Here is a 15,559-nt window from a genome sequence, read left to right on the forward strand (position 1 = left end):
ATTGAGCGGTCTTTGATGACCGCTCTTTTTTTATTCACTAATAACCTCTTCTGAGGTTAAGAGCATATTCATTGGGCAGAATACTGGTTTCAATGCCCCGCGCTGCTCTTTCAACATCATAATTGAAGCGTATGAACTCAACCTGTATACTGTGCGGATTCCAAACAGAACTGAATTCATTAAGCGTTATCATTACATAACATCCCCTGATATCTTTATCTTTTGGTTTTCCTACTGAACCGGTGTTCACTGCATGGCGGTAATGAGGCTGGTTAGCTTTTTCCGTACGTATAATTTTGTGATAAGGCTGATGTGTATGACCAAAGCAAAGAATATCAGCACCGGCTTTTTCCATGATACGTAACATGCTTTTATCATCTCTGTCTTCAAAAAGATATTCGTTTATCCTTCTTGGACTGCCATGTACTAAGAGTAATGAGAGTTGCTGATTGTTGAATTGAAATTCAATACGGATATGAGCCGGTAGTGATTGTAAATACTTTCGCTGCTCAGGCTTAATCATTTCGTTTGTAAATGCAATAGAGATTGCTCCATTTGCTTTTTCAGCAGTTGATTTATAAGCACAGCCACAATCATTACCGGCTTGTCCGATACCCCAATCATAGTTGCCGGCAATTGCAGGTATTTTTCTTTTGCGAATTTCTTCTATTACTTCGTTAGGCCAGATATTGTAACCTACCAGGTCTCCCAGGCAATACAAACTGTCTGGTTGTTTTTTTTCCACATCCTCGAGGAAGGCTTCTAACGCCGGCAGGTTAGCATGAATATCACTGAATAATGCAATCTTCATATAATTTTTTGCAGATGATAAGTTAGCAGTTACCCGGGTTTCCGGTACAGCAAGGTTGATGTTGAGATACTATGGATGTGTTATTAACTGATGGGGTTATACCGCAGGCATCATTTGCCAGACAGGCAGTTCTTTTATTTTTTAAGATGAAGTGTTTGCCGTTAAAGTCGAGTTCATATCTGCCAATGGTTTCGGCCTGATATTCAACCTCTATTTCTGCTTCGCCAATACCTAATTTTTCCTCAGAGAGTTGAATGATATTTAGTAGTTTGTCAGGTTTTAAACGATGTTCGTAATCATCTGCATTCCATAGTTGAAAGTTTACTGTTTTTTCATTTCTGATAGTGCCACCGCAATCAATAAAATTCCTGGTTATTATTCCCACTTCTGTAACATGAAAGTGTTCAGGCACAAATATTCCGTTCTCCAGTTGAAATTCAACATTATTCAGAGAAGGCAGAATTTGTTTAATAGTTGATAGTTTCATATATGTAATTTTTTTAGTAATATCGCAATATTGCGATGATGTGTTTCAAAAAAATGCTTAGCAGCATTGGTTGATATTTATATCCTGATCAAAAAAGCGGCTGAAAACTTTCCGAACTTTTTGCCATTTTTTTTCGTCGATACAGTAACAAACAGATTTTCCTTCTATGGTTCCTTTAATAATACCAATATTCTTAAGTTCTTTCAGGTGTTGTGAAATAGTAGCCTGGGCCAGGCCCAACTCATCTACTAAATCATTGCAAATACATGCTTTTTGATGAATAATGTGTTGTAGGATAGCTATTCTGGCAGGATGCCCCAGTACTTTAAAAAAAGATGCTATTTCATTCTGTTCAGCAGTATGAATAGCTGTTTTAGTTATTCCCATACGTTATTTTAATATTGCAATATTACGATATTAAATGAATGCGGCAAATTATTTTTGCAAAGATTCTTCCACAAAAAAAGATGGCCTTCGCAGACCACCTTATTCTATTTAATAAAACACCGCAATTTATATTGATTACTAATCGAGAATACCTGCTAATTGTAAGCTTTTTTGTTTAAGTTTTCTTACTGCAACGTCTTCTATAATGGCTTTTGGAGCTAGTATCAGTGACGTATTGTTTTCTTTCCACCAGGTGGTGTTTTTTATTTCAGAGAAGGGGAGTACACCTACAAGATACTTTCTTTCTTTATCGGCATGCCATTCTTCAATCCATTCAAATTTATCTTTAGGGATATACTTAATGTCGTCAAAACTCAGGAATACTTTTACGTGATATTCGTCTGTTAATTCTAATGGGCTATGATGATAAAGCTTTTTATACTCGTATTGATACTGGTACCTTAAAGCAGATATGTCTGACAATACAGCTGATGCGGTAGGGAAGCTACCGGCACCTTTTCCGTAGAAGAACTGTTTGTCTGCAAATCCTGATTCAATCACCACTCCATTGTATTCGTTTTTAACGAAACTCAGGTGATCATCTTTTTCAACAAATTGTGGTAACACGAAGGCTGCTACTTTACCATTGTTTAATTTTTGTGCTGATGCTACCAGTTTAATATCGAGGTTCTTTTCTCTTGCCACCAATGCATCTGCCGCATGTATATTACGGATACCATTAAAAACAATATCGGAATATTGTGCGGTAATGCCATATGCATGCGTTAGTAAAAAACTCCATTTGTACACTGCATCATAGCCGTCTACATCAAGTGATGGGTCTGATTCTGCAAAACCTAATTGTTGCGCAAGTAATAAAGCCGATTTGAAATCGAGTTTCTCTTCGAACATTTTGGTTAAGATAAAATTGGTTGATCCGTTTACAATAGCTTTAATAGAGTGTAACAGATCATTGTCATAGTATTCTTCGAGGTTTCTGATAACAGGGATGGAAGCACATGCCGCCGCTTCATATAAAAATGATTTGCCTGTATCTTTTTGCAGTTGTAATAAACTGTTTAAGTTTTCTGAGATCATTTTTTTTGAAGCAGATACTACATGTTTTCCGTTTTTTAAGGCAGTACTTACGATCTGAAATGCAGCATCTGCTTCATTAATTACTTCTACTATTACATTGATAGAAGAGTCGTTTAATATTTCGTCTTTATCGGTGGTGAATAATTCATCAGGTGCATTTCTTTTTTTACCTGCATCTTTGATACATACTTTTTTAATGGATGCTTTTAATGAAGGTGTTTGTTGTAACACTTTATACAAACCTTCACCTACTACACCAAAACCGAATAATCCTATTGTAAGTTGTTTATGATTGTCCATTGTTAATTTTTTTGTTGATTACCATTGATCTTCTATTCCACCCCAGTCATTAAACTCTTCGTTACCGCCTCTGGCTTTCCAGTCTGAATCGATGGTGAGTTTAGAACTGATACCTCCTCTCGGATTGCAAATCATGACAAGGCGTAGTCGTTCCGGTTGGTATACATTCATTAAGTCATTGTAAATAATATTAATGAGGCGCTCATAAGAAGCTACAATATCTCTCAGTTGAAAAACATATTGTTTGAGAGATTTTAATTCGATAACATGTTTTCCCGGATAGAAAGTTAGATAGATAACAGCAAAGTCTGGCTGCTCTTTTACTCCCAGAAAAGTAAATTCGGGAATCTTAATTTTGATCTCGTACGCTTGTTGAGACGGATTGGGTATCGCTTGCAGATAAGCAGCGTCAATGTCTTTGTACGTCTTTAATAATGTTGGCATTGTTAAACAGTATTAACCTTAAATGTTATGACAGGAATACTATTAAGAAGAAAGTCCGATGGGAAACACTTATAAAAAAAGCGCTTCCAACATCGTCAGAAGCGCTTAATATCGTAGATACACGGAAGTGTATAGCGTATGTAAAGCTTAGCATCTGACTTATCTGTCCCGATTATCCATCGGGATGGAGTTGGCACCTTATCCCCAACAATGTTGGAGGTAGGTTGTCAAGGCTTCAACGGGCCATTTCCCTCAGCCTTTCTTGATAAGTAGTATTCAAGAACTGGTGCAAAGTTAACGTCTGCTAAACGAATTTTCCAAATAATAATTTAAATTAAATGTATTTGGCTGATTATCAGTCTGTTTTAAAATGTCGATTTTTTTTCGTATCTTATTAGAAGGAGTTGTTATTATTCCACATTGTAGAAAATAAAAGGCGTACACAGGGTGTTCTGCCCTGTTATTTTTGGTTGGAGGTAGAGTTACTCCGTGCCATTAATACCACCATGAATATGGCTGAAAACTTTCATCCGTAAGAACGGATTTTAATCTTATTTCTTCCCTGATTATGAAGCGCCTGAAACGGAACTAAATAAAAAAGCCGCCTGTTTTATAACAGGCGGCTTTTATGATGAGTTTTAAAATTAAAACTTGTAACCTAAAGAAACACCAAATACGGTATTGTTCAGTTTGTTGTTACTGTCTCCATTGTTTAAAATATTACCCATACCCAATTGTGCATTTAACTGTGCAGATAAACCATTGGCCAGTTGATAACCGAATAATAAGTTTCCACCGAAATCCATTGCTTTATATACTTCATCTTTACCGAATTTTACATCGGTTTCAGCATTGCCAAGTTTAGCTTTACCTCCCACACCGTAAGCTGCGTATGGTCCTACTCCTAACAATAAATTACCGGTACCTAATTCTGGTTTGTATAAAAAGTTAACAGGAAGTTCAATGTAATTTAAAGTAGTACTGGCATCAACATTCTTTGCTTTAGAACCTTTGGTGGTATACAATAAACCGGGTTGAATAAAAAATTCATCGGCCAGATTGATATCGGCAGTAACACCTGCATTAAATCCTGTCAAAAGTTTGCCGTCCGTGCTAATACTTGCAATTTTTCCATTCAGGTTAGAGAAGTTAACACCTGCTCTAACACCCCATTGTACCTGTGAGAAAGCTGCATTGGTAAATAACATACCGGTCAGTGCAAACGCTAAAGTTTTGAATTTTAGTTTCATAAGAATTACTTTAAAATTTAGCACAAAATAGTGCTTCAATTATTACGAAAAAGTTAAAACTGTTCTGATCAAGAATAGATCAGATTAGTTTTCACCTGCTTCTTTTTTCGCGTCATTCACCATTTTATCATTTGCTGTAATGATGAAGTTTACGCGGCGGTTTTCCATTCTTCCTTCAGGCGTATCATTAGATGCAATCGGAACGTGAAAACTGTGACCAACTACTTTGATTCTGTTAGAAGCAAGTCCTTTGCTTTTAAGGTAAGTAGATACTTCTCCTGCTCTTCTTTCAGATAGCGTCTGGTTGTATGCTTCTGTTCCGGTATTATCAGTATGCCCCTGAATTTCGATATCTGTATCAGGATATTCAGTTAAGATTGTATATAACTTGTCAAGGTTTTGTTTTGCATCTGCAGACAATTTACTTTGATCGAAACCGAATAAAATTTTGCTGTTAAATTCTACTACAATACCTTCTCCTACACGTTCAACTTTTGCGCCAGGAACTTTATTTTCAATTTCTGCTGCTTGTTTATCCATTTTTTTACCGATTACGGCTCCGGTACCCCCACCTACGGCAGCACCTATAACAGCTCCTAATCCGGCATTACCTGCTGCCTTACCGATTACAGCGCCTATTGCAGCACCTCCGGCGGTACCAATGGCAGCACCTTTCTGTGTTTTATTCATACTTTCACAGCTTGATAAAATCAATGCGGCAGCGGCTAAAGCAATGAATGTTTTCTTTGCGGAAATCATAAGTAAAATTTTATTTTTTGAAAATTTTGTTAACGCTTAACAAAGGTTATACCATTTTTGTTAATTTAAAAATCCGACTAATCTTTCCTTTAAATGTTAACTTAACTTTTAGAAGTCTATTAGTTTTATATCTTTGATATACACCCTTTTTAATAAAATTAAGATTGTGAAAAAAAAGGATACTACCCAGCATACTACAAAACCTATTCCACCCTTGAACGGAGAAACGATAGAAGTACTAGGAGCTCGTGTACATAACTTGAAAAACATTGACATAAGTATACCAAAAAATAAATTGGTGGTGATTACCGGTATCTCCGGATCAGGTAAATCATCACTGGCTTTTGATACCATTTATGCGGAAGGTCAACGACGTTATATGGAGACTTTTGGTGCATATGCGCGTCAGTTTATGGGGAATATGGAAAGACCCGATGTTGATAAAATATCAGGACTTTCTCCTGTGATTTCCATTGAACAGAAAACGACTAACCGTAACCCGCGTTCAACCGTTGGTACAGTAACCGAAGTATATGATTTCATGCGTTTATTGTACGCCCGTATCGGTGAAGCATACAGCTATCATACGGGAAAGAAGATGGTCAAGTTCAATGAACAGGAAATTATTCAAAACATTTTTGAGAAATATCAAGATCGTAAGATCACACTTTTAGCGCCTATTGTAAGGGGTAGAAAAGGGCATTACCGCGAACTTTTTGAAGATATCAGAAAAAAAGGATTTGTTAAAGCCCGTATTGATGGAGAAATTACTGATTTAGTGCCGAAACTGCAGTTAGACCGGTACAAGATCCACGATATTGAAGTAGTGATAGACCGCCTGGTAGTGAAGAATGAAATGAAGACCCGTTTGATTTCATCTATCGGGCAGGCATTGAAAATGGGTAAAGACCTCATGTTTTTGTTGGTACACCCCGACGATACCAGAAAAAAAGCGAAGGATGAACTGGTGCAGTTCTCCAGCCAGCTGATGTGTATTGATACAGGTATGAGTTATGAAGAACCCTCACCCAATACCTTTTCATTCAATACGCCGTATGGAGCCTGCCCTGTTTGTAAAGGACTGGGAAATGTTTACCAGATCAATCTGGAGGCAGTAATTCCGGATCCGTCTTTGTCAATCATTGACGGAGGTTTGGCACCGTTGGGAGAAGAAAGAGATACCGGTTCATTTAAGAATGTGCAGGTGTTTGCCAAAAAACATAAAATCGATATTAAGAAACCGGTTTCGTCGCTTACTGAAAAACAACTCAACCTTTTATTATACAATGATGAAAAAGGTGCGTCAAATGAAATTTTAGACTTTGGAGATGATACCGGTGTATATGATGGCGAATTCGAAGGTATCGTTAATCAGGTTAAACGATATTTTGCCACAACAACCAGTGAGTATGTAAAAACATGGGCTGAAAAGTTCATGATATTGAATACTTGTCCGGAATGTAATGGCGACCGGTTAAAAAAAGAAGCACTTTGGTTCAAAGTAGATGAGAAAAATATTAGTGAGCTGGCAGCCTTTAATCTTGATAAATTATTGCAATGGTTTGAAGGTATTGAAAAACGTTTATCGGAAAAACAAAATATCATTGCTAAAGACATTGTAAAAGAAATCAGGGAGCGGCTATCATTTTTACTGGAGGTAGGATTGTCTTACCTCACCCTGAACCGCACTTCCAGTACCCTGAGTGGGGGAGAGTCACAACGTATACGGCTTGCTACACAGATAGGTTCTCAATTGCAGGGTATTACATATATCCTTGACGAGCCTTCTATCGGGTTGCACCAGCGCGATAACGAACGCTTGATTCATGCGCTTCAAAACCTGAGAAATATCGGTAACAGTGTTTTGGTGGTAGAGCATGATAAAGATATTATGATGGCTGCTGATTGGGTGGTAGATATTGGTCCTAAAGCAGGTGTACATGGTGGCCAGATAGTAGCGCAGGGTACACCGGAAAGCTTATTAAAACTGGATACACTTACGGCAGCTTATATCAATGGTGAAAAACAAATTGCAATACCCAAAGAAAGAAGAAAAGGAAACGGTAAACAACTGGTGTTAAAAGGTGCGAGCGGCAACAACCTGAAAAAAGTGAATGTTCAGTTTCCTTTAGGAAAGTTGATTGTTGTAACAGGCGTTAGCGGTAGCGGAAAATCAACGTTAATCAATGAAACGCTTTACCCTATATTAAGTCAGTATTGTTACAATTCGAAACAACAGCCCTTGCCGTATACTTCAGTAAAGGGGCTTGAATTGATTGATAAAGTAATTGAGATTGATCAGTCTCCTATCGGACGTACACCCAGAAGTAATCCGGCAACTTATTGCGGATTTTTTAACGATATCAGAACACTGTATGCGAGTGTACCCGAAGCAAAGATCAGAGGTTACAATGCAGGAAGATTTTCATTCAATGTAAAAACCGGCCGCTGTGATGTTTGTGAAGGTGGGGGAATGCGGGTAATTGAAATGAACTTCTTACCGGATGTATATGTTCCTTGCGAAAAATGCCAGGGTAAAAGATATAACCGCGAGACATTGGAAATCCGTTACAAAGGAAAATCAATCAGCGATGTATTGGATATGACTGTAACGGAAGCGGTGGAGTTCTTCCAGAATATACCTTACATTTATAGAAAGATCAAAGTGCTGGAAGAAGTAGGATTGGGTTATATTACTTTAGGTCAATCGGCTGTTACACTTTCAGGCGGTGAAGCTCAGCGTGTGAAACTCGCAACAGAATTAGCTAAAAAAGATACCGGTAAAACATTCTATATCCTCGATGAACCAACAACCGGTTTACATTTTGAGGATATCAGTCATTTACTGGAAGTACTTAATAAATTAGTAGACAGAGGAAATACCGTGTTAGTGATTGAGCATAATATGGATGTGATCAAAGTAGCCGATCATATTATTGATATCGGACCGGAAGGAGGTGATGGCGGAGGAACAGTGCTGTTTGAAGGAACGCCTGAAGAAATGATTAAAGTAAAGAAGAGTTTTACTGCGGCTTTTTTAAAGAAAGAACTTTAATTGGGTAAAACGTAAAATCATACTTAATATAAAAGGCCATCAGCATTGCTGATGGCCTTTTATATTAATTTTTATAAACAAAATACTTGCCTCCATTTGTAGTACTGCTTCCATTACCCCACGAACCTTCCATAAAAGTAAACATACTGTTTACGATAGCTTCACTGGAGTAAGTACCGGAGCCAATCACGTAAGTATAGTTACAGGTAACTTTGTTTCCCGCCACCTGATAAGTACCCTCGGCTTTACCACTGGCAGCCGCCGTGTCAGACGAATTAAAAACTCTTACAGTACCGTCTTTTCTGAAAAGAAATGCATAACCCAATGTCGGGTACGCGGTAGCTGAGGATGAATATTTTCCGATCCAAAGACCTGCGATGCCAGGATCTTCGTCTTTATCTTTTTTACAGGCGATGAGTGTAACGGATAAGGCGGCAATTGCTAATGCAAATTTGAATTTCATAAAATTTGTTTTTTCGAATGGTTAGAACAATTAATTTCTAACTGATAAAGTTTGAGGCAAGATAAATTGGAGAGATACTATTGAATAGTAAAAAAAAACATTTTTACAAAAAACTGTTCAGCAGAAGGCATTTTCATACGAAAAAGAAAGTTGGTATGGTGGAAATGCGCTGCTATTAAAATGATGCGGTATAGGCAGTAATTATAAAAAAACAGACGTGAACTTGCTATTGTTATACTACAAAGCGGGTGTAATTACCGATGAAATAAATATTGATTAAAGACATTCATATTCCGGATAGAAAGCTAAAAGAAAGAGGGATATCGAAATCCGATATCCCTCTTTAAAAGAGTAAAAATATTTGAATAAGCTTTATTATTTTATGATAATTAAACCATCTTCAATTTTATCGTCATCAGCAAACGTTTCAAACACATAGTTACCTTTTTCTAAAGCACTGAGTGCGGTTGTTTCGTTATTTCTGATTTTAACCTGTTTAATAATATTACCGTCGATATCAAACAATGTCAGGTGATATACTTTTCCTGAAATTCCTTTAGCAGAGAAAAAGAGAACATTCTGGTCAAAATTGTGATAGAGACGAGTTAGTTTCTTTTTATCTACCATGTTTTTTTCGATGGTAATGGTCTGTTTTTGCTTTTTTTCTTCTTTTACAGGATCATTATTATTTGCCAGTAAGAGGTTTCCTGTAGCCATAAAAGCTATAAAAACAAACGCACGAATGGTAGTCAGGTATACAGATTTTCTACAATTCATAAGGATCAGATTTTCAATTACGGTTATGCACTAGGATTAATAAAAACAATATACAATTTGTTTTTAGAATCTCACAGGGCATTTGGTAGAATTTTTCCATGGGTTTAATCCCCCACCGAATCTCCAGCCAAAAGTAATACCTACTGTATAGAATGCGTCATTGTTTGTTTCTGTACCTCTTTTGCTGCCCGGAGCATATAAAGGGCCATTACCGTGAATATCAACAGATTTGTTTGACATTCTTTGTGCCAGCGCTCTTTGACTGCCGTTCATCGGTGCTGTAGCATAGATAGACGGGTCAACATAAGTGGTGCTTACATCGTCGATATAATCGGTAAAGGTTTTACGGTAAATAACTTCTCCGCTGATAGTGAAAGTCTGACTTACATAATATTTAAAACCGAATCCTAAAGGAATACTTACTCCACTTAATTTATAAGGGTCTCTTCCCGGAATAAGGCCCTGACCTTCTGTTCTCAGTGGTTGTAGAGCTACCCAGTCACCTGTGAGTGGATCCTGTCCGTGCGGATTGAATTTAAAAAATCCTACTCCCGCACTTACAAACGGTTGAAAACTTCCGGTCATATCTTCTCCTGCTCTGATAAAAATAGCTGTTGGGTAGAAGATCGCCATTACACTTGCATCAGCAATACTGGTTCTTACATTGTTATTTCTGGCGATACGGGCTTGTTCCAAACCACCTTTTGCTTTGATAAGGTTATCATCAGCATAATATCTGCCATAGTTGAATGATGCACGAAAACCCAGAAAGTTAACAGGGTGATAAGTAGCGAATACGCCACCGGCTAAACGGGTTGCCGGAAAGTTGTTGTCTTTTAAGAAGGTCATACCTTTACCACCGGTACCGCCCAGGTCGCTCAACAAGTTAGAGCCGCCAATGGTAAAGCCTAATTCAACAAATTTGTCAGAGTCGTAATATTGCGCTTTGACATTTGTGGTTCCTAGCGTTAGGGTTGCAGCTAGCAATACCCATAGTTTTTTGCCTACGGAATAGCGAGGTTGCTGATTCATGGAATATCAGATTTATAGTTTTCAGTTGGTCGTCGATTGCACCCCATTCAGGGCTAATACTCTTTATTAACGCAGTATTTCCCTTTTTATGATGCTGAAACTGAAAAAAAAATCTTATCAATTGATATACAACATCTCTATATGTGGGATATCATCTTCCAGATAAGATTCTCCAACTGTTGAAAAACCAAGATTCTGATAAAACTGAAGCAGGTAAAGTTGTGCGGATATACGAATTCCCTGGTGGGGCCAGCTGGCAGATACTGAATCTATTGCCTTTTGCATTAATGCTTTTCCAAATCCTGCTTTTCTAAAAGAAGGATTTGATACTACCCGGCCGATTGATGGCTCGGTATAAGAGGTATGAGGTGGTAACAAGCGGGCATAAGCCAGTAGTGTTCCTTCGTCTGATTTTACTAATAAATGCAAACCAGCCTGATCTTTACCGTCCATATCCTGATAAACACAGTTCTGCTCCACTACAAAAACAGCTGTTCTCAATTGTAGAATATCGTATAATTCTGCAACTGTTAATTCATTGAACGGAGTTATTTGAAAGTGGATATTCATAATAAGTTAAGAATGGAGAGTGAAGAGTTAAGAGTTGTATCGCCGTGGTTTTATTTCAATTATTAATTCTTAATTATTAACTAATAATTGTATTTAGTGCCCCAAAGTTGCTGCAGGTATTTTCTCATTTCTTCTTCTCTTGCATTTTTTCCGGGAACAAAAAAGCTGGTTCCGCTAATTGTTTCTGGTAAAAACTCCTGATTCACGAAATTGTTTTCAAAATTATGAGCATACTGATAGTCTTTTCCATAATCAAGTTGCTTCATTAGTTTTGTAGGAGCATTGCGCAGGTGCAATGGTACAGGCAGATCTCCGGTTTTTCTGATGAGCGATAAAGCAGCATTAATAGCTGTATAGCTGGCATTACTTTTAGCTGATGTTGCAAGATAGATGGCGCATTGAGATAAAATTATTCTGGCTTCAGGGTTTCCGATTTTATTAACGGCATCAAATGTACTGTTGGCTAAAATAAGGGCAGTAGGATTGGCATTACCAATATCTTCACTTGCCGAAATGACCATTCTGCGCGCAATAAATTTGATATCTTCACCACCGGCCAGCATTCTACCCAGCCAATAAACCGCTCCATTCGGGTCACTACCTCTGATCGATTTGATAAAAGCAGAAATAATATCATAATGTTGTTCTCCGTTTTTATCATAAACCATCACTTTTTGCTGAGCGATCTGCATTACTGCACGGTCGGTGATTTCTACTTCCGGATTTTTTTGTCCTAAACTAACAACTACCAGCTCAAGCAGATTCAGCAGTTTTCTGGCATCTCCTCCGGCAATCTGAATCAGTGCGGCTGTTTCTTTAAGGTGAACTGTAAACTGTTGCATCCATTCGTCACGTAACAGTACGTCTTTCATCAGAGTGATCTGCTCTTCAGGGTTGAGCGACTTCAGCACGTAAACCATACACCTGCTCAGTAAAGCTGAGTTTACTTCGAAAGAGGGATTTTCAGTAGTGGCACCGATCAGCGTAACCGTACCCTTTTCTACAGCATTCAGCAAGGCATCCTGTTGCGATTTATTAAAACGGTGTATCTCGTCAATAAATAAAATGGCGTGTTGCGTTTTTTTTGCAAGTTCCAGTATCTCGCGCATGTCTTTTACCCCGGCACTGATTGCACTCAGGCTGAAAAATGGCAGCGATAATGTATTGGCGATTACATTGGCAAGCGTGGTTTTTCCGGTTCCCGGAGGTCCCCACAAAATCATTGAAGGAATTTTACCTTGCTGAATTGAATTATAAAGAATAGATCCTTCTCCCACCAAATGAGATTGCCCCACGATATGTTTTAAATCTGTAGGACGCATTCTTTCAGCCAATGGTGCGGATGGATAATTTTGCATAGATTGATTAAGCTTGATCGTCAAAAAGGTAAGCGTATTTTTTTATTAACTTTAAAGTTACAAACACATGGACTGTTACTAAGCTAAAAAAGATGCCTATTCCGATTGAAGTCTTCCTGAGAAGTTCTGTTAGAGCCTCATGGCTCATGTCTATATTGTTGTTGGAAATAAAGTCTTCCACCGTTTTATCTAATGCATCGGGCTTCATTAATAAATACCCAAGGTTTATAAATATAATGAGGGCCATCACCAGTGTTCCAAAACAATTTACTCTGAGAAAACCTTTGAATGATTTTTTGAAGCTTAGCTGGTTGATCATTCCTCTTGACATGAAACGATAGCTGGTATAAGAATAGAGTATATATGAGGCTAAAAGAAAACATTCAAATAACAGTTGGGGGTGCGCTAATGCAATGGATAAAAATGACATTAACAATATGGCAGAAAAACCAATCGACAACAATAGGAGATAGGTACCTATCCTATAAAATATAAATCCCTTCATAATAAATTATTAACAACTAAATTGAATGTAAGGTTCAAGGTACAAAAAAAGTCGGGACAAGCCCGACTTCTCCGATACTTGTAAGGTATTGATTATTTTACGTTAAGCTGAATACTTAACTCATCTAACTGTTTTTGGTCAATTTGTGCCGGCGCGTCTAACATCACGTCTCTTCCGCTATTGTTTTTAGGGAAGGCGATGAAGTCGCGAATGGTTTCGCTACCGCCCAATAAGGAGCACAAGCGGTCGAAACCAAAAGCAATACCCCCATGCGGTGGCGCACCATATTCAAAAGCTCCCAAAAGGAATCCGAATTTATGATTGGCTTCTTCTGTTGACATACCCAGTGCCGCAAACATTTTCTCCTGTAGCTCTCTCTGGAAAATACGGATACTACCTCCGCCTATTTCATTGCCATTCAATACCATATCGTAAGCATTTGCTTTGATATTGGCATATGGATGTTGCAGATAATTGGCGGCGTCTCTGATTTCCGGATCGTTCTGAATCATGATGTCAATATGATCAGGTTTCGGGGCAGTGAACGGGTGGTGACGCGCTACCCAGCGATTTTCTTCTTCTGCATATTCAAAAAGCGGAAAATCAAGTACCCACAACAGTTTATAATGATCTTTATTTCTTAATCCTAATCTGTTACCCAATTCTAAACGCAATTCACTCATTGCTTTACGGGTACGTTCTTCCAATCCTGCCAGCATCAATACCATATCCCCGGCTTTAGCTCGGGCCGCATCGGCAATCGCTTTTAACTGAGGTTCTGTAAAGAATTTATCAACACTTGATTTGTAAGTGCCGTCTGCATTGCATTTGATGTAAACCAATCCCTGCATACCGATCTGTGGGCGTTTTACCCACTCGGTTAATTCGTCGATTTGTTTACGGGTATATTCTGCGATACCGGGTACTGCAATGGCTAACACGGTTTCAGCATCGTTAAACACTTTAAAATCTACACCGTTCAGTAATGAACCGTCTGCTTTGATTTCTCCGTTGACTTTGAATACTGATTTGATGTTCAGTAGTTGCATGTCAAAGCGGATATCCGGTTTGTCATTACCATAGGTCCACATGGCTTCATCCCACGACATTCTTTGTACGGTTTCGTTATAATCAATACCTTTTACGGTTTTGAAAATATACTTTACCATTCCTTCGAACATATTCAGAATATCTTCCTGCTCAACAAAACTCATTTCACAGTCAATCTGGGTAAATTCAGGTTGACGGTCGGCACGCAAATCCTCATCTCTGAAACATTTTACAATCTGGTAATAGCGGTCATAGCCACTCACCATCAGTAATTGCTTGAAGGTTTGGGGAGATTGTGGTAATGCATAAAACTGTCCTGCATTCATACGCGAAGGCACTACGAAGTCGCGTGCTCCTTCGGGAGTAGATTTAATCAGAAACGGTGTTTCGATATCCATGAAATGATTTTCATGCAAATAATTTCTGGCTGCCCTGTTTACTGAATATCTCAGCTCAAGATTTTTACGAACGATTGCTCTTCTCAAATCAAGGAAGCGATATTTCATACGTAAATCATCACCGCCGTCGGTATCATCCTGAATAGTGAAGGGAGGAGTAGCCGCTTTATTTAAAATTTTGAAACTATCTACCAGAATTTCAATTTCTCCCGTAGCGATGTTCGGGTTTTTATTTGAACGTTCCGCTACTTTTCCGGTAACCTGCAATACAAACTCTCTACCTAAAGGCTGATTGTCTAAGGTTGCATTTAAGTTTTCTCCAAATAACAATTGAGTAATTCCATAGCGGTCTCTGAGGTCCACAAAGGTGATGCTTCCAAACTTTCTTACGGTTTGCACCCAGCCAGCCAGTGTTACTGTTTGATTTACAGCCTGGATGTTGAGTTCCCCACAGGTATGCGTTCTGTACATTCCGGAAATATTTTAATAATGTTTGCGTGTCAAATAGTTTGCAAAGTTAATGGGATTTAGAGTATGCTGTATTTTATTTGTATAATTTTCGGCAAGAGATAATGTTATTCCGGTGAATATGATCGATGGGCATTCGGGCCATTGATTTTGCAGTCATTCTGAGCCTGAACTATTATTCCTTACAATATTTGTTTATTTGATTGATAATTATTGTTTTAGGAGCTTTCGACGTGATGGGGAATATAGTTTATATGACATTGTACACCTGGTGGTGTTACAGCTAATTGTACTCATCAAAGGGATATTGATTATTATATCCTCCGGTTACTAACAAATATAGAAAT

Annotated in this window: 15 protein-coding genes and 1 riboswitch; of the genes, 1 reads left to right on the top strand and 14 read right to left on the bottom strand. The window is 38.1% G+C overall.

The genetic code is table 11. From position 1 onward, the window contains the following. Positions 1–37: 37 nt before the first annotated feature. The 7 genes from D9O48_RS13240 to D9O48_RS13270 form a co-directional block, all read right to left on the bottom strand. The gene (locus tag D9O48_RS13240; protein ID WP_126973464.1) at positions 38–811 is read right to left on the bottom strand and encodes a metallophosphoesterase family protein; all 774 of its coding nucleotides are present in this window, start codon (positions 809–811) and stop codon (positions 38–40) included. 22 nt (positions 812–833) lie between these two features. After that, the gene (locus tag D9O48_RS13245; RefSeq protein WP_233589243.1) at positions 834–1,298 is read right to left on the bottom strand and encodes a DUF6428 family protein; all 465 of its coding nucleotides are present in this window, start codon (positions 1,296–1,298) and stop codon (positions 834–836) included. A 57-nt stretch (positions 1,299–1,355) separates the two neighbouring features. Next, positions 1,356–1,685, bottom strand: coding sequence for an ArsR/SmtB family transcription factor (locus tag D9O48_RS13250; protein ID WP_126973465.1), 330 nt, complete (start codon positions 1,683–1,685; stop codon positions 1,356–1,358). Between the two features lie 138 nt (positions 1,686–1,823). After that, entirely contained in the window at positions 1,824–3,083 is a 1,260-nt protein-coding gene (locus D9O48_RS13255; RefSeq protein ID WP_126973466.1) for a homoserine dehydrogenase, read from the bottom strand. A gap of 18 nt (positions 3,084–3,101) precedes the next feature. Beyond that, a complete protein-coding gene (gene queF, locus D9O48_RS13260; RefSeq protein WP_126973467.1) occupies positions 3,102–3,527 on the bottom strand; it encodes a preQ(1) synthase in 426 nt (141 codons plus the stop codon). Positions 3,528–3,683: 156 nt separating this feature from the next. Beyond that, a riboswitch (SAM riboswitch) is annotated at positions 3,684–3,799 on the bottom strand. A 372-nt stretch (positions 3,800–4,171) separates the two neighbouring features. Next, positions 4,172–4,777, bottom strand: coding sequence for a porin family protein (locus D9O48_RS13265; protein ID WP_126973468.1), 606 nt, complete (start codon positions 4,775–4,777; stop codon positions 4,172–4,174). 84 nt (positions 4,778–4,861) lie between these two features. Next, positions 4,862–5,536 (bottom strand): OmpA family protein, encoded by a 675-nt coding sequence (locus D9O48_RS13270; RefSeq protein ID WP_126973469.1) that lies wholly within the window; start codon positions 5,534–5,536, stop codon positions 4,862–4,864. A 166-nt stretch (positions 5,537–5,702) separates the two neighbouring features. Between D9O48_RS13270 and uvrA the strand changes: the two genes are divergently transcribed. Then, positions 5,703–8,591 carry an excinuclease ABC subunit UvrA gene (gene uvrA / locus D9O48_RS13275; protein ID WP_233589244.1) on the top strand — a complete coding sequence of 963 codons (2,889 nt, stop codon included), beginning with the start codon at positions 5,703–5,705 and terminating at the stop codon, positions 8,589–8,591. Between the two features lie 64 nt (positions 8,592–8,655). Here the strand turns inward: uvrA and D9O48_RS13280 are convergent, their stop codons facing one another. The 7 genes from D9O48_RS13280 to aspS all read right to left on the bottom strand — a co-directional run bounded on the left by D9O48_RS13280 (position 8,656) and on the right by aspS (position 15,215). Continuing rightward, positions 8,656–9,054, bottom strand: coding sequence for a hypothetical protein (locus tag D9O48_RS13280; RefSeq protein WP_126973470.1), 399 nt, complete (start codon positions 9,052–9,054; stop codon positions 8,656–8,658). 375 nt (positions 9,055–9,429) lie between these two features. Beyond that, complete coding sequence (locus tag D9O48_RS13285) at positions 9,430–9,831, bottom strand: T9SS type A sorting domain-containing protein (RefSeq protein ID WP_126973471.1); 402 nt, start codon at positions 9,829–9,831, stop codon at positions 9,430–9,432. Between the two features lie 63 nt (positions 9,832–9,894). After that, the gene (locus D9O48_RS13290; protein ID WP_126973472.1) at positions 9,895–10,863 is read right to left on the bottom strand and encodes a hypothetical protein; all 969 of its coding nucleotides are present in this window, start codon (positions 10,861–10,863) and stop codon (positions 9,895–9,897) included. 117 nt (positions 10,864–10,980) lie between these two features. Beyond that, a complete protein-coding gene (locus tag D9O48_RS13295; protein WP_126973473.1) occupies positions 10,981–11,433 on the bottom strand; it encodes a GNAT family N-acetyltransferase in 453 nt (150 codons plus the stop codon). A gap of 80 nt (positions 11,434–11,513) precedes the next feature. Continuing rightward, positions 11,514–12,791, bottom strand: a complete 1,278-nt coding sequence (locus D9O48_RS13300; protein ID WP_126973474.1) for a replication-associated recombination protein A — start codon at positions 12,789–12,791, stop codon at positions 11,514–11,516. Positions 12,792–12,798: 7 nt separating this feature from the next. Continuing rightward, positions 12,799–13,296: a hypothetical protein gene (locus D9O48_RS13305; RefSeq protein WP_126973475.1), complete on the bottom strand. Its 498-nt coding sequence runs from the start codon at positions 13,294–13,296 to the stop codon at positions 12,799–12,801. A 92-nt stretch (positions 13,297–13,388) separates the two neighbouring features. Continuing rightward, complete coding sequence (gene aspS / locus D9O48_RS13310; RefSeq protein WP_126973476.1) at positions 13,389–15,215, bottom strand: aspartate--tRNA ligase; 1,827 nt, start codon at positions 15,213–15,215, stop codon at positions 13,389–13,391. Positions 15,216–15,559: the final 344 nt, after the last annotated feature.

It is taken from the genome of Gynurincola endophyticus, from assembly GCF_003991195.1.
Taxonomy (GTDB): domain Bacteria; phylum Bacteroidota; class Bacteroidia; order Chitinophagales; family Chitinophagaceae; genus Gynurincola; species Gynurincola endophyticus.

Excerpts from the sequence above, each read along its gene's own strand:
- D9O48_RS13240 (WP_126973464.1), bottom strand. The coding sequence starts at position 811 with ATGAAGATTGCATTATTCAGTGATATTCATGCTAACCTGCCGGCGTTA.
- D9O48_RS13245 (WP_233589243.1), bottom strand. The coding sequence starts at position 1,298 with ATGAAACTATCAACTATTAAACAAATTCTGCCTTCTCTGAATAATGTT.
- D9O48_RS13250 (WP_126973465.1), bottom strand. The coding sequence starts at position 1,685 with ATGGGAATAACTAAAACAGCTATTCATACTGCTGAACAGAATGAAATA.
- D9O48_RS13255 (WP_126973466.1), bottom strand. The coding sequence starts at position 3,083 with ATGGACAATCATAAACAACTTACAATAGGATTATTCGGTTTTGGTGTA.
- queF (WP_126973467.1), bottom strand. The coding sequence starts at position 3,527 with ATGCCAACATTATTAAAGACGTACAAAGACATTGACGCTGCTTATCTG.
- D9O48_RS13265 (WP_126973468.1), bottom strand. The coding sequence starts at position 4,777 with ATGAAACTAAAATTCAAAACTTTAGCGTTTGCACTGACCGGTATGTTA.
- D9O48_RS13270 (WP_126973469.1), bottom strand. The coding sequence starts at position 5,536 with ATGATTTCCGCAAAGAAAACATTCATTGCTTTAGCCGCTGCCGCATTG.
- D9O48_RS13280 (WP_126973470.1), bottom strand. The coding sequence starts at position 9,054 with ATGAAATTCAAATTTGCATTAGCAATTGCCGCCTTATCCGTTACACTC.
- D9O48_RS13285 (WP_126973471.1), bottom strand. The coding sequence starts at position 9,831 with ATGAATTGTAGAAAATCTGTATACCTGACTACCATTCGTGCGTTTGTT.
- D9O48_RS13290 (WP_126973472.1), bottom strand. The coding sequence starts at position 10,863 with ATGAATCAGCAACCTCGCTATTCCGTAGGCAAAAAACTATGGGTATTG.
- D9O48_RS13295 (WP_126973473.1), bottom strand. The coding sequence starts at position 11,433 with ATGAATATCCACTTTCAAATAACTCCGTTCAATGAATTAACAGTTGCA.
- D9O48_RS13300 (WP_126973474.1), bottom strand. The coding sequence starts at position 12,791 with ATGCAAAATTATCCATCCGCACCATTGGCTGAAAGAATGCGTCCTACA.
- D9O48_RS13305 (WP_126973475.1), bottom strand. The coding sequence starts at position 13,296 with ATGAAGGGATTTATATTTTATAGGATAGGTACCTATCTCCTATTGTTG.
- aspS (WP_126973476.1), bottom strand. The coding sequence starts at position 15,215 with ATGTACAGAACGCATACCTGTGGGGAACTCAACATCCAGGCTGTAAAT.